Source organism: Streptomyces sp. NPDC002825, assembly GCF_040295385.1.
Taxonomy (GTDB): Bacteria; Actinomycetota; Actinomycetes; order Streptomycetales; family Streptomycetaceae; genus Streptomyces.
The window spans coordinates 85,665-102,723 of the sequence record NZ_JBEOVH010000023.1 but is presented as its reverse complement, the minus strand read 5'-3'; the positions used below and the strand labels follow the sequence as shown (position 1 = coordinate 102,723).

Below are 17,059 nucleotides of genomic sequence, written 5' to 3'. Positions count from 1 at the left end.
CCCCGAGGGTGTTGTGCCCGGGGGAGCGTGATCGTCACGCGTGAATGGCCGATTTCGGATGCCGAGGAGTTGTGTGGGCGCCCCGAACGGCCTCCGCGGTCAGGCGCCGCCCGCCGCCAGGTCCTCCGCCGCGTCGTTGACCGGCTGCGGGGTGCCCGTCAGGTCGAGCACGAAGAGCGGGAGCCCGACCTCGGCGGCGCGCGAGCGGGCCTCCGGGGTGTAGCCCGCGAGCGAGAAGAACACGCTCACGGTGGCGGCGCTCAGCCCGTTGAGCCACAGGCACTCGACGGCCCGCAGCCCGGTCGGCCGGGTGCTCGGGTCGACCTGGGCGACCAGGCCGGGCGCCCGCAGGTCCACCCCGGACGAGGGGCGCTCCTCGGGCTGGACGACGTCGCGGAAACCGAGCCAGCGCAGATACCCGGCCGCCGCCGCGACCGCGTCCCGCGAGGTCCGGATCGTCACGGGCCGGAAGGCTCCGCGCAGCGGAGCGGGGCGCGGGGCGGTGACGGGGAGCGGGATGTGCGCGGGGTACCGCTCGGCGAAGGTACGCGGCCCCGCGGGACCGGGCTCGTCCGCCTGCCACCCGACCGGACCGGGCTCGTCCGCCTGCCACCCGACCGGACCGGGCTCGTCCGCCTGCCACCCGACCGGACCGGGCTCGTCCGCCCCGGGCCCCGCCGCCGTACCGGCCCCGCCCCATGCGGTGGGACCCGGTCCGAACCAGGGGGACCCGGACTCCACGGGCCGGGCCGGGGCCCCACCGGCGGACGCCGAGGCTCCGGGCCGTGCCGCCCCCGGTGCGGGCGGGAGCGGCGTCGACGCCTCCGGCTCCCGCGCCGGCACGGCGCCCCCGCCGGTACCGGCCAGGCCCCCGGCCGCACCGGACGAGGTGCCGCCCGTGCCGCCCGCCCCGCCTCCCGTGTCCCCCGTGTCCTCCGTATCTCCTGCCGAGACGCCGCGCCCGGTTCCGGACACCCCGCCTGCCGCGCCCCCGGCGACCGCGCCGCTCCCGTCCGCCGCCACCGGCCCCGTACCCGCCGCCTCCGTGCCCTTGGGCTCCACCGCCCGTACCGGTACCCGCAGGACCGTCCCGCACGGGCAGCACAGTTCCGGGTGCGGCCAGTCGTTCTCGCGGTCGCAGGCCTCGCAGCGGACCTTGACCCATTCGTCCGCCCAGTTCCGGTGCGTGATCGGCTCCGCGACCGCGCCCGCCGCCACCGGCGGGGCGACCGGGCTTCCGCATGCGCAGGGGAAGACGGGTGGCGCGTACGCCTGCGTGCGCAGGCACTCCGGACAGCGCACCGGTACCGACTCGCCCACAGCCCAACCCCCTGTCGTTCCGCCCCATCGTCCACCCATCCGACACCCCGGGGGAGGGTGTTCGGCCACTTCCGTGATCCCGGCGGGCGGACTTCTCTTGACGGCTCTCCGGGGCCCGACCTACATTGCTTCCGTATAGCAGAACAGCATTTCCGCATTACGGAAACAGGCGGCAGGGCCTCCCGAGACGGGGCCCCGTCTGGATCCGCCCGGCCGAAGCAGGAGCACTCCCATGCCTCGTATGACCGCCGCCGCAGCGGCCGTTGAGATCCTCAAGCGCGAAGGCGTCACCCAGGCGTTCGGCGTCCCCGGCGCGGCGATCAACCCCTTCTACCGCGAGCTCAAGAACGTCGGCGGCGTCAGCCACACGCTCGCCCGCCACGTCGAGGGCGCGTCCCACATGGCCGAGGGCTACACCCGTGCCAAGGCCGGCAACATCGGCGTCTGCATCGGTACGTCCGGCCCCGCCGGCACCGACATGATCACCGGCCTGTACTCGGCCATCGCGGACTCGATCCCGATCCTCTGCATCACCGGCCAGGCCCCGGTCTCGAAGCTCCACAAGGAGGACTTCCAGGCCGTCGACATCGCCTCGATCGCCAAGCCGGTCACCAAGGCCGCGACGACCGTCCTGGAGGCCGCGCAGGTCCCGGGCGTCTTCCAGCAGGCCTTCCACCTGATGCGCTCCGGCCGTCCCGGCCCGGTCCTCATCGACCTGCCGATCGACGTCCAGCTGACCGAGATCGAGTTCGACCCGGAGACCTACGAGCCGCTGCCGGTCTACAAGCCGTCCGCGACCCGCGCCCAGGCCGAGAAGGCCCTGAGCTTCCTCCTGGAGTCCGAGCGCCCGCTGATCGTCGCCGGCGGCGGCATCATCAACGCCGACGCCTCCGACCTGCTCGTCGAGTTCGCCGAGCTGACCGGCATCCCGGTCATCTCCACCCTCATGGGCTGGGGCACCATCCCGGACGACCACGAGCTCGCCGCCGGCATGGTCGGCGTCCAGACCGCGCACCGCTACGGCAACGCGACCTTCCTGGAGTCGGACTTCGTCCTCGGCATCGGCAACCGCTGGGCCAACCGCCACACGGGCTACAACCTGGAGGCGTACACCAAGGGCCGGAAGTTCGTCCACGTCGACATCGAGCCCACCCAGCTCGGCAAGATCTTCGCCCCCGACTACGGCATCGCCTCCGACGCCAAGGTCGCCCTGGAGCTCTTCATCGAGATCGCCAAGGAGTGGAAGGCCGCAGGCAAGCTGCCGGACTTCTCCGCCTGGGCCGCCTCCGCGCAGGAGCGCAAGGCCACCCTCCAGCGCCGCACGCACTTCGACAACATCCCCATGAAGCCGCAGCGCGTCTACGAGGAGATGAACAAGGCCTTCGGCCCGGAGACCCGCTACGTCACCACCATCGGTCTCTCGCAGATCGCGGCCGCGCAGTTCCTGCACGTCTACAAGCCGCGCCACTGGATCAACTGCGGCCAGGCCGGCCCGCTCGGCTGGACCATCCCGGCCGCCATCGGCGCCGCGACCGCGCAGCCGGACGTCCCCGTCGTCGCGCTCTCCGGCGACTACGACTTCCAGTTCATGATCGAGGAGCTGGCGGTCGCCGCCCAGCACAAGGTCCCCTACGTCCACGTCCTCGTGAACAACGCCTACCTCGGTCTGATCCGTCAGGCGCAGGGCGGCCTCGGCATCAACTTCGAGGTCAACCTCGAGTTCGAGAACATCAACACCCCGGAGATCGGCGTCTACGGCGTCGACCACGTCAAGGTCGCCGAGGGCCTGGGTGTCAAGGCGATCCGCGTCGAGGACCCGGACAAGCTGGGCGAGGCCCTGGAGGAGGCCAAGAAGCTGGCCGTCGAGCACCAGGTCCCGGTCGTCGTCGAGGCGATCCTGGAGCGCATCACCAACATCGCCATGAGCAAGACCGTCGACATGAGCGACGTCACCGAGTTCGAGGAGCTGGCCACCGAGCCCGGCCACGCCCCGACCGCGATCAAGGCCCTCCAGGTCTGATCGTCCCCCTCGTCAGAGGGACCGGCCCCCGCCCCGAGGAGCACCGGGGCGGGGGTCTCCCCGTTGTGCCGCCACGAGCACCGCGCCCGCCTCCGTCCACTCGTACAGCACCGAGCGGCCCGCCCGCCCGCGCCGTACGAGCCCGGCGTCGAGCAGCACCTTCAGATGCCGGCCGACCGAGCCCAGCCCCTGCCCCGTCAGAGCCACCAACTGGCTGGTGGAAAGCGGCGATCCGAGCCGTACGAGCACCCCGGCCCGGGCCGTCCCGAGCAGGGCCCCCAGGGCCTGCGGCACCGCGGGACCGGCCGCGTCCGCCAGAACTCCCGCGCAGGGATAGACGATCGCGTACCGCTCCGTCTCCTCCCAGGACACCCACCCGGTGGCCGGCGTCACCGGAACGAGCAGCAGACGTCCCCGGTCGACCGAACGCGGCGGATAGTCACGGGTGTTGACCTGGAGCCGCCCGTCGCCGAGCCAGCGCATCTTCCCCGGGCACAGCTCGTCGAGCGCCGCCGCCCAGCCGCCCCGGCTCAGCAGCGCCGTCCGCGCCATCACGTCGGCCTCCAGGACGCGCCGCCGCCGCGCCCACTCGGGCAGCACCGTCTCCCGCCACACCCAGCCGAGCACGTCCGCGAGCCGCTCCGGCAGATCCCGCGCCGAGCGCAGCGGCTCCGGCACCGGCCCGCCGACCGACACCGCCAACTGGTCGACGGCATCGGCGGGTTCGGTCGCGCGCACCGCCTCGACCTCCTCCTCGAAGCTCCGCTCGCGGTCGCCCCGCGGGGTCGGGGTGAGGAAGTCCGCGTTCCAGGTCGGCGAGAACGACGCCCGTACGAGCAGCGCGTCGACCGGCTCGGCCGCGAGCCGCTCCCGGTACGCGGGCAGGTGCCGGTCGAGCCAGGCCCGTTCGCCCGGGTGCGTCGCCACCGCCAGGTGCAGGGTCTTGAGCGAGGCGACCGTCTCGGCGAGCGGGGACAGCACGAACGAGCTCCCCGCCAGGGTGTCCGTGCCGATCTGCCACCAGCCCATGTTTCGCCTCCCCGCGAAACACTACCGGTGGTCCGCCGCGCCCTCCGAGACTCCTCGCATGCCCCGCTACCGCGCGCTCTTCCGCACCCCCGAGTTCAAACCGCTCTTCCTCACCGGCGCCGCCCACACCGCCGCCCAGACCGTCGCAGGGCTCGGACTCGCCACGCTCGTCTTCCGCGCCACCGGGTCCCCGTTCCTGTCCGCCCTGGCCCTCTTCGGCCCCTCGCTCGCCCAGCTCGTCGGCGCGACCACCCTGCTCTCCGCCGCCGACCGGCTGCCGCCGCGCGCCGCGCTCTCCGGCATCGCCCTCTTCTTCGCCGTCGGCACCGCCGCCCTCGCGATCCCCGCGCTGCCCACCTGGGCGGTCTTCGCGATCCTGCTCGCCGAGGGGCTCGCGGCCTCGCTGGGCGGCGGGGCGCGCTACGGGCTCCTCAACGAGATCCTCCCGCGCGAGGAGTACCTCCTGGGCCGCTCCGTGATGAACATGGCCACCGGCGCCTTCCAGATCGGCGGCTTCGCCACCGGCGGGATCCTCGTCGCCCTGCTCTCGCCCCGCGGCACGGTCCTCGCCGGCGCGGGTCTCTACCTCGCCGCCGCCCTGGCCGCCCGCCTCGGCCTCGGGGCGCGCCCGCCCCGCGCGGCCGGGCGGCCCTCGGTCGCCGAGACCTGGCGCACCAACGGGCGCCTCTGGGCCGTCCCGGCCCGCCGCCGGGCCTACCTGGCGCTCTGGGTGCCGAACGGTCTGGTCGTCGGCTGCGAGTCGCTCTTCGTGCCGTACGCCCCCGAGCGCGCCGGGCTGCTCTTCGCGTGCGGCGCGCTCGGGATGCTGGCCGGGGACACCGCGATCGGCCGCTTCGTACCGGCGCGGCTGCGCGAGCGGATCCGCTTCCCGCTCCAGGCGCTGCTCGCGGCCCCGTTCCTGCTGTTCGCCCTCGACCCGGGGCTGCCGCTCGCGCTCGTGCTCGTGACGGTGTCGGCGGTCGGGTACGGGGCGAGCCTGCTCCACCAGGAGCAGCTGATGACCCTGGTGCCGGAGGAGCTGAGCGGTCACGCCCTCGGGCTGCACACCTCGGGGATGCTCGCCCTGCAGGGGCTGAGCGCGGCCCTGGCCGGCACCCTCGCCCAGTACACGTCACCGCGCACGGGAATGGTGCTGCTCGCCGTCGCCTCGCTCACCGTGACGTTCCTGCTGGCCCGGGCAACGAAGAAGAGCGCGGAACCAGGGACCGTAAACCTGGTTCCGCGCTCTCCCGTCTTGTGACCGCCCGACGGCACGAGGCTGACGCGACAGGACGTTCGCGCCGCCGGGCGGAGTCTTGGGATGTGCGAAGTATCGGGGACCCCTCGGAAGGGGGCGTTGGGACCGCGGCGGTTCCGACGGGCGCCGTGGCGGTTCCCCTTCTTTCAGGTCAAGAAGGGGGCCCGGCGTCCTTACCACCGCACTGGCTCGGAGCCGCCGCGGTCCTCACGCTTGTCCGGTTCACCGACCACCCCTCATCCGGGCCGGCGATCCGGACCACGTACGACACTGACCTCCCGTCAGGTGCCGTACGCAGTCTGGGTGTTGCTGTGCGGTCAGTCCTCGCGCAGGGCCTCGACGGCCTCGCGGACGCGCTTGCCGTACTCCGGGTCGGCGGCGGCGAAGTGCGCGAGGTTCTTCTCGATGACGTCCTCGCGGGACACCTGGGACAGGCCGCCGGCGATGTTGGCGACGAGGCGCTTCTTCTCGTCCTCGGACATCAGGCGGTAGAGCTCACCGGCCTGGAAGAAGTCGTCGTCCTTGGTGTGGGCGGGCGCCTCGTGGGTGCCGGTCCAGCCGTGGATGGCGAGCGGCGCGGAGAGCGCGGCGTCGGTCTGGGCCGGGCCCTGGTACGAGTTGGGCTCGTAGTTCTTGTCGTAGCGCGAGCCGTTGCGGGTCGCCATGGCGCCGTCGCGGCCGTAGTTCTCGGCCACGGTCGCCTTGGGGGCGTTCACCGGGAGCTGGGTGTGGTTGACACCGAGGCGGTAGCGGTGGGCGTCCGCGTAGGCGAAGAGACGGCCCTGGAGCATCTTGTCCGGCGAGGGACCGATGCCCGGCACGAAGTTGTTCGGGGAGAACGCGGCCTGCTCGACCTCGGCGAAGACGTTGTCCGGGTTGCGGTCGAGGACCAGGCGGCCCACGCGCTGCAGCGGGTAGTCGCTGTGCGGCCACACCTTGGTGAGGTCGAAGGGGTTGAAGCGGTAGTCCGCGGCCTCGGCGGCCGGCATGATCTGGACGTACAGGGTCCAGCTCGGGTTCACACCGCGCTCGATGGCCTGGAGCAGGTCGGTCTGGTGCGAGTTGGCGTCCTTGCCGACGAGCTCGGCGGCCTGCTCGGCGGAGAGCGAGCGGATGCCCTGGTTCGTCTTGAAGTGGTACTTGACGAAGAAGGCCTCGCCCGCCTCGTTGGTCCACTGGTAGGTGTGCGAGCCGTAGCCGTTCATGTGACGGTACGAGGCCGGGATGCCGCGGTCGCCCATGAGCCAGGTGATCTGGTGGGTGGCCTCGGGGGCGTGCGCCCAGAAGTCCCAGACGTTGTCCGGCTCCTGCTTGCCCGTGAAGGGGTCGCGCTTCTGCGAGTGGATGAAGTCGGGGAACTTGATCGGGTCCTTGATGAAGAACACCGGGGTGTTGTTGCCGACGAGGTCGTAGTTGCCCTCTTCGGTGTAGAACTTCAGGGCGAAACCGCGGGGGTCGCGCACCGCGTCCGCGCCGCCGAGCGAGTCGGCCACGGTGGAGAAGCGGATGAAGGTCTCGGTCTTCTTGCCGACCTCGCCGAGGAAGTTCGCCTTGGTGTACGCGGTGACGTCGTCGGTCACCTCGAAGTAGCCGTACGCGCCGGAACCGCGGGCGTGCACCACGCGCTCCGGGATCCGCTCACGGTTGAAGCGCGCGAGCTTCTCCAGCAGGTGCTGGTCCTGGAGGAGGAGAGGGCCACCGACGCCGGCGGTGGCGGAGTTCTGGTTGTCGGCGACGGGGGCGCCGGACTCGGTCGTAAGCACGCGCTTCGACATGGTGACCTTCCGTACGGGAGCTCTGCTGACGGTCCGAGGAGCGTAAATTCGGCTCGAACAGCACGTCAACAGTTTGTTGAAAATGAAGTGTGGTGTTCCGGTCGGCGGCGACGCCTGGGCGCGACAGGACAGGTTGTCAGCGCCGCCACCGACCGGAAATCAGGGGCCCCGGTGAAGGGGCGCTGGGTCAGACCTGCTGGCCGGAGAGGCGCTCGACGGCGCGCAGCAGGGCCGAGTGGTCCAGGCCGCCGTCACCCTGGGCGCGCAGCGAGGCGACCAGCTGGGCGACGACCGCGCCGACCGGGAGGGCCGCACCGACGTTGCGGGCGGCGTCGGTGACGATGCCCATGTCCTTGTGGTGCAGGTCGATCCGGAAGCCGGGCTTGAAGTCCCGGTTCAGGAAGTTGTCCTTCTTGCGGGTCAGCACGGTCGAGCCGGCCAGACCGCCGTTGAGGACGTCGAGGGCGGCGTTGAGGTCCACGCCCGACTTCTCCAGGAAGACGACGGCCTCGGCGCAGGCCTGGATGTTGACCGCGACGATCAGCTGGTTGGCGGCCTTCACCGTCTGGCCGGAGCCGTGCGGGCCACAGAGGACGATCGTCTTGCCGAGGGCCTCGAGGATCGGGAGGGCCTCGTCGAAGTCGGCCTGCTCGCCACCGACCATGATCGAGAGCACGGCCTCGATGGCGCCGGCCTCGCCGCCGGAGACCGGGGCGTCGATGACGCGGATGCCCTTCTCCTTGGCGTTCTTCGCGAGGTCGACCGAGGTCTGCGGGGTGATCGAGGACATGTCCACGATCAGCGCGCCCTGCTTGGCGTTCTCCAGGATGCCCTCGGGGCCGTAGGAGATGGCCTCGACCTGCGGGGAGGCGGGCACCATCGTGATGATGACGTCGGCGTCCTTGACGGCCTCGGCGATCGAGCCGGCGGCGGTGCCGCCGGCCTTGGCCAGGCGGTCCAGCTTGTCCTGCTCCAGGGTGAAGCCGGTGACCGAGTAGCCGGCCTTCAGGAGGTTCTCGGACATGGGGGAGCCCATGATGCCGAGGCCGATCCAAGCGATCTTGGGGAGGTTGCTCATGAGGGTGCCTCTCAAAACAAGGTGGTACGGGGAGGGAGCCTGCGTCAGCTGGCGGGGCGGGCCTCGGCGGGCAGCCATTCGAAGGACGCGGCGGCATCGGCGGCCTTGTACTCCAGGCCGACCCAGCCGTCGTAACCGGCCTTCCTCAGCTCGTCGAGGAGCTGCTCGAGGGGCAGCTCGCCCGTGCCCGGGGCGCCACGGCCCGGCTTGTCGGCGATCTGCACGTGGCCGGTCTTGTCGGCGTACTGTGCGATGACCGCGCTGACGTCCTCGCCGTTCATGGCCAGGTGGTAGATGTCGAGCAGGAACTTCGCGTTCCCGAGGCCCGTGGCGGCGTTGACCTTGTCGACGATCTCGATCGCGGAGGGGGCGCTCACCAGCGGGTAGAGCGGCGACTCCGGCTTGTTGAGGGTCTCGACGAGGAGGATCGCGCCGATCCGGTCGGCCGCGCGGGCGGCCAGGACCAGGTTCTCCAGGGCGAGGGTGTCCTGGATCTGCGGGTCCACGCCCTCGACGCGGTTGCCGTAGAGCGCGTTGAGCGCCTTGCAGCCGACCGAGGCGGCGAAGTCGGCGGCGACCTCGATGTTGGCGCGGAAGCGGTCCGACTCCTCCCCGGGCACGGAGAGGGCTCCGCGGTCCGGGCCGGGGAGCTGCCCGGCGTAGAAGTTCAGGCCCACCAGCTGGGTGCCGGCGTCCTCAAGAGCCTTCTTGAGGGCGTCGAGCTCGCTCTGCTCGGGGGTGGCGGTGTCGATCCAGGGCCACCACAGCTCGACCGCGGTGAAGCCCGCCGCGGCGGCGGCCGCGGGGCGCTCCAGGAGCGGGAGTTCCGTGAAGAGGATCGACAGGTTCACATCGAAGCGCTGGTCCGTGTATCCCATGAGGGGCGGCGCTCCTTCCGTATTGCGGAAGTAAGTTTCTGTCTGACGGAATGTTGCAAGGCGGGTGACGCACTTGTCAAGAGGTCCCCGCAGGTCCGGGGCTCCCGCGGGGCGGGGCGGGGCCGTAGCGTGGGGCCATGGAGCGTTTGAGAGTGGAGTTCACCACCGAGCCGTTCGACCTCGACGAGGCGCCGGCGCACGCGGTCGTGGCTCGTGAGGTCATCCAGTCGGCCGAGCTGGACGCGGTCGACGTCGGCCCCTTCGGGAACACGGCGGAGGGCGCCGCCGACGCGGTGCTCACCGCCGTCGACTCCCTGCTGCGCAAGTCGCTCGCGGCCGGCGCCACGCGCGTCTCGCTCCAGGTCAACGTGATCGGGGAGGGCGAGAAGTGAGCGAGCACCCCCTGGTCGCGGCGGTGAAGCCCCTGGTGGACGCCATGGGCGCCGAGCTCCTGGTCCCCGCGCAGGCAGAGGTCGACGACGTCGTCCTGTCCTGGGAGGGTGAGGACGTGCTCGCCGTGCGTCTGCCGCAGCTCTCGGACTCCCTGGACCACATCCTCGCGGCGATGGAGCGGCGGCACGGGATGCCGCTGGCCGAACTGGACCGCAAGGCGAAGCAGGAGGTCGTCCGGATCCTGGAGGCACGCGGTGCCTTCTCCGTACGCCATGGAGTGGAGACGGTGGCCGGGGCGCTCGGCGTCAGCCGCTTCACCGTGTACAACTACCTGAACAGGGAGACCGCCCTGAACAGGGAAAAGGCCACCAAGAGCGAGTAGTTGATCATGTTCGGGTCATAAGCCGTCGTCCAGATGTCGGGACGACGGCTTTTGTATGGCCGAGTTTTCAACAAAGTGTTGACGTTGTGTTGCGGAGGGCGTTAGCTATCCGCAGCCCGTCCGACGCACAGCGAAAAACAGCCACGGAGGCTTCCCGTGACTTCAGGTACGACACCGGGCCTCGCCCGGTTCAACACCTCCTCGGACAGCGAGGCCGTCGCCGCGCTCCACGAGGTGTGTTCCAGTTCGGCGTGGGGGAGCAAGGTCCTCGCCCAGCGCCCGTACTCCACCGCCGAAGCCCTCTTCCTCGCCAGCGACGCCGCCATGGCCGAGCTGACCACCGAGGACCTGGCCGAGGCGATGGCGGGGCACCCGCCGATCGGTCGTCCGAAGGCAGGGGACCCGACCTCCTCCCGCGAACAGAGCGGGATGGCCGGCGCCTCCGCGGAGCTCAAGGCCGAGATGCTCGAACTCAACCTGGCCTACCAGGACAAGTTCGGTCATGTCTTCCTCATCTGCGCCACCGGCAGGACCGGCGAGCAGATGCGCGACGCGGTCCGGGAGCGGATCGGCAACACGCCCGAGGTGGAGCGGGAGACCGTCCGCACCGAACTGGGCAAGATCAACCGCATCCGGCTGACCCGTCTCGTCGAGACCGAGACCTCCGAGGAAGAGAGCTCCGCATGAGCACCGACACCACCGCCTCGGTGTCCACCCACATCCTGGACACCAGCATCGGCCGCCCGGCCGAGGGCGTGGCCATCACGCTCGCGGCCCGCAGCGGCTCCGACGCGGAGTGGGTCACGCTCGGCGGCTCCGCCACCGACGCGGACGGGCGCTGCAAGGACCTGCCGGCGCTGCCGGAAGAAACCACCCACGTACGTCTCGACTTCGAGACCGAGACGTACTTCGCCAAGAAGCAAGCCGAGGCGCAGCAGGACGCCCCCCGCGTAAGGGACAGCGGTGCGTTCTTCCCGGAGGTGGCGATCACGTTCGCCGTCAAGCCGGGCGAGCACTACCACGTACCGCTGCTGCTCAACCCGTTCGGCTACTCCGTTTACCGAGGGAGCTAGCAGACATGCCCACGATTCTCGGCCAGAACCAGTACGGCAAAGCAGAGAACCGCGTCGTCAAGATCACGCGGGACGGCGCCACCCACCACATCAAGGACCTGAACGTCTCCGTCGCCCTCTCCGGCGACCTCGACGACGTCCACCTCACCGGCTCGAACGCCCACTGCCTCCCCACCGACACGACGAAGAACACCGTCTTCGCGTTCGCCAAGGAGTACGGCATCGAGTCCGCCGAGCAGTTCGGCATCCACCTCGCCCGCCACTTCGTGACGAGCCAGGAGCCGATCAAGCGGGCGCGGATCCGGATCGAGGAGTACGCCTGGGAGCGCATCGCCTCCTCCGACGCCAACTCCAAGTTCATCGGCTCCGACGAGGTCAACCACTCCTTCGCCCGCAAGGGCCAGGAGACCCGCGTCACCCAGATCACCTACGACGGCGAGAAGTGGGAGGTCATCTCCGGCCTCAAGGACCTCGTCGTCATGAACTCCACCAACTCGGAGTTCTGGGGCTACATCAAGGACCAGTACACGACGCTCCAGGAGGCGTACGACCGCATCCTGGCCACCCAGGTGTCCGGTCGCTGGCGGTTCAACTGGACCGACGACGACCAGCGCATGCCCAACTGGGAGCGGTCCTACGAGCAGACCAGGAAGCACATGCTCGAGGCCTTCTCGGAGACGTACTCGTACTCCCTGCAGCAGACGCTGTACCAGATGGCCACGCGCATCATCAACCACCGCTCGGAGATCGACGAAGTCCGCTTCTCGCTCCCGAACAAGCACCACTTCCTGGTGGACCTCGAGCCCTTCGGCCTGAAGAACGACAACGAGGTCTACTACGCCGCCGACCGCATGTACGGCCTCATCGAGGCCACCGTCCTCCGCGACGGAGCCACGGCGCAGATCCCGGTCGACATGACCAACCTCTAAGCGGCATCCGCGTCGCCGGACCCGCCCGCCCGCAGTCGGGCGGGGCCGGCGCACCGGACCGGAGGGAACAACAATGGCTCAGCCTGCACAGGGGCCGGCAAACGCCGAAGGCCCGTGTTCCACCCCTCCGTCCACCCTTGCCTCGGCAACGGCCGAGTGCCACCCGGTGGACGAGAAGCTTCCCGCCTCGCGGCTCGTCCCCGCGGCACTCCAGCACATCGCGGCCATGTACGCCGGCGTCGTCACCCCTCCGCTCATCATCGGTCAGGCCGTCGGCCTGGACGCCGCAGGAATGACCCGGCTCATCGCCGCAAGCCTGCTCATCGCGGGCTGCGCGACCATCCTGCAGACCCTCGGCCTCGGACGCTTCGCCGGCAACCGGCTCCCGTTCGTCAACGCCGCCTCGTCCGCAGGCATCGCCCCGATGCTCGCCATCGCCGAGACCAGCGCCCCCGGACACCAACTCCCCGCCATCTACGGCGCGGTGATGGTCGCCGGAGTCTTCTGCCTCGCCGTCGGCCCCTTCTTCGGCAGGCTCCTGCGCTTCTTCCCGCCGCTGGTCACCGGCGTCGTGATCACGCTCATCGGGGTCACCCTGATGCCCGTGCCCGTCGGCTGGGCCCAGGGCGGCGACAGGACCGCCGCCGACTTCGGGGCCATGAAGTACCTGGCACTCGCCGCCTTCACCCTCGTCGTCATCCTGCTCTTCCAGCGCTTCGGCAAGGGCTTCGTCAAGCAGATCGCCCTGCTGCTCGGCCTGCTCATCGGCACCCTCGCCGCGATCCCCTTCGGGATGGCCGACTTCAGCGCCCTGCGCGAGGCACCGGTCGCGGCCCTGCCCGCCCCCTTCGCCTTCGGCGCCCCCGAGTTCCAGCCCGCCGCGATCCTCTCCCTGTGCATCGTGATGCTGGTCCTCATGACCGAGTCCAGCGCCGGCATGCTCGCCCTCGGCGAGATCTGCGAGCGCCGCAGCGACGGGAAGACCATCACCCGCGGACTGCGCACCGACGGCATCGCCACCCTGCTCGGCCCCGTCTTCGGCGGCTTCCCGACCTCCGCCTTCGCGCAGAACGTCGGCGTCGTCTCGCTGACCCGGGTCCGGTCCCGGTACGTGGTCGCCGTCGCCGGCGGCGCCCTGCTCGTCCTCGGCGCCTTCCCCGTCCTCGGCGCGGTCGTGTCCATGGTCCCGATGCCCGTCCTCGGCGGCGCCGGCATCGTCCTCTTCGGCTCCATCGCGGTCAGCGGCATCCGTACCCTCTCCGAGGCCGGACTCGACGACAGCTCCAACATCATCCTGGTGGCCGTCGCGCTCGGAGCGGGCATCATCCCGCTCGCCGCACCCACCTTCTACGCCGGCTTCCCCGCCTGGGCGCAGACCGTGCTCGGCTCCGGCATCAGCGCGGGCGCGCTCGTCGCCGTCCTGCTGAACCTGTTCTTCCACCATCTCGGCACCCGGAGCCGTCACGCGGCTCCGGCACTCAAATCCTCCTAGGGTCCTGCCGTGCCCGAACCATCCCCGAGGAATGAAGGAAGCACCGCCATGGCAGCACCTTCGGCAGCCCAGCGCATCGTCATCGAGAACGCGGCGATCGCGACCGTCGACGCGAACGACACCGAGTACGCCTCCGGGTACCTCGTCGTCGCCGACAACAAGATCGAGTCCATCGGCGCCGGCAAGGCGCCCGAGGGCCTGGAGAACGTGGTCCGCCGGATCGACGCCACCGGTCATCTGGTGACGCCCGGTCTGGTCAACACCCACCACCACTTCTACCAGTGGATCACCCGAGGTCTGGCCACCGACCACAACCTCTTCAACTGGCTGGTCGCGCTCTACCCGACGTGGTCGCGGATCGACGAGTCGATGGTCCGCGTCGCCGCCCAGGGCTCCCTGGCGATGATGGCCCGCGGCGGTGTCACCACGGCCATGGACCACCACTACGTGTACCCGCAGGGCTCCGGCGACCTCTCCGGCGCCATCATCGGCGCGGCCGCCGACATGGGCGTCCGCTTCACCCTGGCCCGCGGCTCCATGGACCGCAGCGAGAAGGACGGCGGCCTGCCGCCGGACTTCGCCGTCGAGACCACCGAGGGCGCGCTCGCCGCGACCGAGGAGACGGTGCGGAAGTACCACGACGCCTCCTTCGACGCGATGACCCAGGTCGCCGTCGCCCCCTGTTCGCCCTTCTCCATCTCCACCGAGCTGCTCCGCGAGGGCGCCGCGCTCGGCCGCCGGCTCGGCGTGCGCATGCACACCCACGGCTCGGAGACCGTGGAGGAGGAGAAGTTCTGCCACGAGCTCTTCGGCATGGGCCCGACGGACTACTTCGAGTCCACCGGCTTCCTCGGCGAGGACGTGTGGATGGCGCACTGCGTCCACATGAACGACTCCGACATCGAGGCCTTCGCCCGCACCAAGACCGGTGTCGCGCACTGCCCGTCCTCCAACGCGCGCCTCGCCGCCGGCATCGCCCGCGTACCGGACATGCTCAAGGCGGGCGTCCCCGTCGGCCTCGGCGTCGACGGCACCGCCTCCAACGAGTCCGGCGAGCTCCACACCGAGCTGCGCAACGCGCTCCTCATCAACCGCCTCGGCGCCCACCGCGAGGCCGCGCTCAACGCCCGCCAGGCCCTGCGCCTCGGCACCTACGGCGGCGCCCAGGTCCTCGGCCGCGCCGACAACATCGGCTCGCTCGAGGCCGGCAAGCTCGCCGACTTCGTCCTCTGGAAGATCGACGGCCTCGGCCACTCCTCGATCGCCGACCCGGTCACCGCCATCGTCTTCGGCGCGGCGGCCCCGGTCACCGCCTCCTTCGTCAACGGCAAGCAGATCGTCGAGAACAACCGACTCCTGTTCGCCGACGAGGAGCAGATCGCGCGTGACGCGCGCGCGGAGGCGCAGCGCCTGGCCCGGATCACGGCCCAGAGCTGACCCTCCCCACGGAGTCCGACCGAGGGGGACGGCCCTCGGTCGGTCGCCGCGGACCCGAGCGGGGCCCGCGGCAGCCCGACCGGGTGGTGCCGTACGCAGAAGACGTACGGCACCACCCGGGACGGTGAAGCGTGTCCGCACCCCCACACCGGGCACCCGTCCCCGCCGCGCTCCCCCTCCGCGGCACCCCGCACCACCCCGCCCCACCCGCACCACCCGCCCTACCTCGCAACGAGCCGCACCTCCTGCACTTCGCACCGCATCGCACCACCTCCCTGAACCCCTCGTCGCCGCCGACGTGTAACCGACCGGAGGAACCGCCGTGGCCGCCAAGCCCCAGGTTCGCAATGCACCAGACGCAGGCTCCGCCCCCGAAGACCGTGAGAAGCATCCGGTCGACGAGACGCTGCCCCCACTCAAGATGCTCACCAGCGGCCTGCAGCACGTGGCCGCCATGTACGCGGGTGTCGTCGCCCCGCCCCTGATCGTCGGAGCGGCCGTCGGCCTCTCCGGCACCGAGCTCACCTTCCTCACCGGCGCGAGCCTCTTCACCGCAGGTCTCGCCACCTTCCTCCAGACGCTCGGCATCTGGAAGATCGGCGCCAAGCTGCCGTTCGTCAACGGCGTCACCTTCGCCGGCGTCGCGCCGATGCTGGCGATCGTCGACACCACCGAGAACAAGGCCGACGCGCTCCCCGTGATCTTCGGCGCGATCATCGTCGCCGGACTCCTCGGCTTCGCCGCCGCCCCGTTCTTCTCCCGCCTCGTGCGGTTCTTCCCGCCGGTCGTCACCGGCTCCGTGATCACCCTCATCGGCGTCTCCCTCCTCCCGGTCGCGTTCGGTTGGGCCCAGGGGCCCAACCCCAAGGCCGAGGACTACGGTTCGACCACGTACCTCTCGCTCGCCGGCATCACCCTCGTCGTGGTCCTGCTGCTCCGGCGCTTCACCCGCGGCTTCCTCAAGCAGGTCGCCGTCCTGGTCGGTCTCGTCCTCGGCACGCTCATCGCCATACCCTTCGGCGTCACCGACTTCAGCCCGGTGAAGGAGGCCGACATCGTCGGCTTCCCGACCCCGTTCCACTTCGGCGCCCCGCAGTTCGCCCTCGCCGCGATCATCTCCATGTGCGTCGTCATGCTGGTCTCCATGACCGAGTCGACCGCCGACATGCTGGCGCTCGGCGAGATCGTCGAGCGCCCCGCCGACGAGAAGACCATCGCGGCCGGACTGCGCGCCGACACCCTCGGCTCCGCGCTCAGCCCCCTCTTCAACGGCTTCATGTGCAGCGCCTTCGCGCAGAACATCGGCCTCGTCGCCATGACCCGGATCCGCAGCCGCTTCGTCGTCGCCTGCGGCGGTGGCTTCCTGGTCCTGATGGGCCTCTCGCCGGTCGCCGCCTCGCTCATCTCGGTCGTGCCCCGGCCGGTCCTCGGCGGCGCCGGTGTGGTCCTCTTCGGCTCGGTCGCCGCCAGCGGCATCCAGACCCTGGTCAAGGCCGGCCTGGAGAAGGACAACAACGTGCTGATCGTGGCCGTCTCCCTGGCGGTCGGCATCATCCCGATCACGAAGCCGGACTTCTACCACGCCTTCCCGGAGACCGCCCAGATCATCCTGGACTCGGGCATCTCCACGGGCTGCGTCGCCGCCGTCCTGCTCAACGTGGTCTTCAACCACCTGGGCCGGGGCCGCGACGCCGACGAGGTCACCGCGCCCATGGAGCCCGGCGAGGAGATCTCCGGAACCGCCTCGGCGAAGGCGGCGCACGCCCACTGAACCCGCTCCTGATCCCCCCGCCCGCCCCGGCCCCCGCGCACGCCGCGGGGCCCGGGGCAGTGGTGTCGGCCGACCCCACAGGTCCGGTGGGCACGGCCGGGAACGACCACGTCGTGCCTGGGGTAGAGGTGTCGGTCGCCCCCACAGGTCCGGTGGGCACGGCCGGGAACGACCATGTCGTGCCTGGGGTAGGGGTGTCGGTCGCCCCCACAGGTCCGGTGGGC

At 70.8% G+C, this 17,059-nt stretch carries 15 protein-coding genes; 10 read left to right on the top strand and 5 right to left on the bottom strand.

Annotated features, from left to right (window positions below):
* Nucleotides 1-99: 99 nt before the first annotated feature.
* Nucleotides 100-741, bottom strand: a complete 642-nt coding sequence (locus tag ABT041_RS26420) for a hypothetical protein (RefSeq protein WP_351188602.1) — start codon at nucleotides 739-741, stop codon at nucleotides 100-102.
* 811 nt (nucleotides 742-1,552) lie between these two features.
* Between ABT041_RS26420 and gcl the strand changes: the two genes are divergently transcribed.
* A complete protein-coding gene (gene gcl, locus ABT041_RS26410; protein ID WP_351188536.1) occupies nucleotides 1,553-3,340 on the top strand; it encodes a glyoxylate carboligase in 1,788 nt (595 codons plus the stop codon).
* A 12-nt stretch (nucleotides 3,341-3,352) separates the two neighbouring features.
* On the opposite strand, the gene ABT041_RS26405 is transcribed toward gcl, so the two are convergent.
* Nucleotides 3,353-4,369 carry an ArsR/SmtB family transcription factor gene (locus ABT041_RS26405; protein ID WP_351188533.1) on the bottom strand — a complete coding sequence of 339 codons (1,017 nt, stop codon included), beginning with the start codon at nucleotides 4,367-4,369 and terminating at the stop codon, nucleotides 3,353-3,355.
* A gap of 58 nt (nucleotides 4,370-4,427) precedes the next feature.
* Between ABT041_RS26405 and ABT041_RS26400 the strand changes: the two genes are divergently transcribed.
* Nucleotides 4,428-5,630: an MFS transporter gene (locus ABT041_RS26400; protein ID WP_351188530.1), complete on the top strand. Its 1,203-nt coding sequence runs from the start codon at nucleotides 4,428-4,430 to the stop codon at nucleotides 5,628-5,630.
* Nucleotides 5,631-5,944: 314 nt separating this feature from the next.
* On the opposite strand, the gene ABT041_RS26395 is transcribed toward ABT041_RS26400, so the two are convergent.
* The 3 genes from ABT041_RS26395 to ABT041_RS26385 form a co-directional block, all read right to left on the bottom strand.
* The gene (locus tag ABT041_RS26395; RefSeq protein WP_351188527.1) at nucleotides 5,945-7,402 is read right to left on the bottom strand and encodes a catalase; all 1,458 of its coding nucleotides are present in this window, start codon (nucleotides 7,400-7,402) and stop codon (nucleotides 5,945-5,947) included.
* Nucleotides 7,403-7,589: 187 nt separating this feature from the next.
* On the bottom strand, nucleotides 7,590-8,480 hold the full coding sequence (locus tag ABT041_RS26390; RefSeq protein ID WP_351188524.1) for a 2-hydroxy-3-oxopropionate reductase: 891 nt from the start codon (nucleotides 8,478-8,480) through the stop codon (nucleotides 7,590-7,592).
* A gap of 44 nt (nucleotides 8,481-8,524) precedes the next feature.
* Nucleotides 8,525-9,358: a TIM barrel protein gene (locus tag ABT041_RS26385; RefSeq protein ID WP_351188521.1), complete on the bottom strand. Its 834-nt coding sequence runs from the start codon at nucleotides 9,356-9,358 to the stop codon at nucleotides 8,525-8,527.
* A gap of 137 nt (nucleotides 9,359-9,495) precedes the next feature.
* Here ABT041_RS26385 and ABT041_RS26380 point away from each other — a divergent pair, with 137 nt between their 5' ends.
* From ABT041_RS26380 to ABT041_RS26345, 8 genes are all read left to right on the top strand, one after another.
* Nucleotides 9,496-9,750: a YkoF family thiamine-binding protein gene (locus ABT041_RS26380; RefSeq protein ID WP_351188518.1), complete on the top strand. Its 255-nt coding sequence runs from the start codon at nucleotides 9,496-9,498 to the stop codon at nucleotides 9,748-9,750.
* A gap of 44 nt (nucleotides 9,751-9,794) precedes the next feature.
* Entirely contained in the window at nucleotides 9,795-10,133 is a 339-nt protein-coding gene (locus ABT041_RS26375; protein WP_351188600.1) for a helix-turn-helix domain-containing protein, read from the top strand.
* 156 nt (nucleotides 10,134-10,289) lie between these two features.
* The gene (gene uraD / locus ABT041_RS26370; RefSeq protein ID WP_351188515.1) at nucleotides 10,290-10,820 is read left to right on the top strand and encodes a 2-oxo-4-hydroxy-4-carboxy-5-ureidoimidazoline decarboxylase; all 531 of its coding nucleotides are present in this window, start codon (nucleotides 10,290-10,292) and stop codon (nucleotides 10,818-10,820) included.
* Nucleotides 10,817-11,206 carry a hydroxyisourate hydrolase gene (gene uraH, locus ABT041_RS26365; RefSeq protein WP_116158141.1) on the top strand — a complete coding sequence of 130 codons (390 nt, stop codon included), beginning with the start codon at nucleotides 10,817-10,819 and terminating at the stop codon, nucleotides 11,204-11,206. The genes uraD and uraH overlap by 4 nt, the downstream gene beginning before the upstream one ends.
* A 5-nt stretch (nucleotides 11,207-11,211) precedes the next feature.
* Nucleotides 11,212-12,135 (top strand): factor-independent urate hydroxylase, encoded by a 924-nt coding sequence (gene pucL / locus ABT041_RS26360; RefSeq protein ID WP_351188512.1) that lies wholly within the window; start codon nucleotides 11,212-11,214, stop codon nucleotides 12,133-12,135.
* A 73-nt stretch (nucleotides 12,136-12,208) separates the two neighbouring features.
* Nucleotides 12,209-13,627, top strand: a complete 1,419-nt coding sequence (locus ABT041_RS26355; protein WP_351188509.1) for a nucleobase:cation symporter-2 family protein — start codon at nucleotides 12,209-12,211, stop codon at nucleotides 13,625-13,627.
* Nucleotides 13,628-13,675: 48 nt separating this feature from the next.
* Entirely contained in the window at nucleotides 13,676-15,064 is a 1,389-nt protein-coding gene (locus ABT041_RS26350; protein WP_351188506.1) for an 8-oxoguanine deaminase, read from the top strand.
* 322 nt (nucleotides 15,065-15,386) lie between these two features.
* On the top strand, nucleotides 15,387-16,835 hold the full coding sequence (locus ABT041_RS26345) for a nucleobase:cation symporter-2 family protein (protein ID WP_502976596.1): 1,449 nt from the start codon (nucleotides 15,387-15,389) through the stop codon (nucleotides 16,833-16,835).
* Nucleotides 16,836-17,059: the final 224 nt, after the last annotated feature.

What these genes read in the sequence shown, in the direction of transcription:
- gcl (WP_351188536.1), top strand. Translation starts at nt 1,553, where the DNA reads ATGCCTCGTATGACCGCCGCCGCAGCGGCCGTTGAGATCCTCAAGCGC.
- ABT041_RS26405 (WP_351188533.1), bottom strand. Translation starts at nt 4,369, where the DNA reads ATGGGCTGGTGGCAGATCGGCACGGACACCCTGGCGGGGAGCTCGTTC.
- ABT041_RS26400 (WP_351188530.1), top strand. Translation starts at nt 4,428, where the DNA reads ATGCCCCGCTACCGCGCGCTCTTCCGCACCCCCGAGTTCAAACCGCTC.
- ABT041_RS26395 (WP_351188527.1), bottom strand. Translation starts at nt 7,402, where the DNA reads ATGTCGAAGCGCGTGCTTACGACCGAGTCCGGCGCCCCCGTCGCCGAC.
- ABT041_RS26390 (WP_351188524.1), bottom strand. Translation starts at nt 8,480, where the DNA reads ATGAGCAACCTCCCCAAGATCGCTTGGATCGGCCTCGGCATCATGGGC.
- ABT041_RS26385 (WP_351188521.1), bottom strand. Translation starts at nt 9,358, where the DNA reads ATGGGATACACGGACCAGCGCTTCGATGTGAACCTGTCGATCCTCTTC.
- ABT041_RS26380 (WP_351188518.1), top strand. Translation starts at nt 9,496, where the DNA reads ATGGAGCGTTTGAGAGTGGAGTTCACCACCGAGCCGTTCGACCTCGAC.
- ABT041_RS26375 (WP_351188600.1), top strand. Translation starts at nt 9,795, where the DNA reads ATGGGCGCCGAGCTCCTGGTCCCCGCGCAGGCAGAGGTCGACGACGTC.
- uraH (WP_116158141.1), top strand. Translation starts at nt 10,817, where the DNA reads ATGAGCACCGACACCACCGCCTCGGTGTCCACCCACATCCTGGACACC.
- pucL (WP_351188512.1), top strand. Translation starts at nt 11,212, where the DNA reads ATGCCCACGATTCTCGGCCAGAACCAGTACGGCAAAGCAGAGAACCGC.
- ABT041_RS26355 (WP_351188509.1), top strand. Translation starts at nt 12,209, where the DNA reads ATGGCTCAGCCTGCACAGGGGCCGGCAAACGCCGAAGGCCCGTGTTCC.
- ABT041_RS26350 (WP_351188506.1), top strand. Translation starts at nt 13,676, where the DNA reads ATGGCAGCACCTTCGGCAGCCCAGCGCATCGTCATCGAGAACGCGGCG.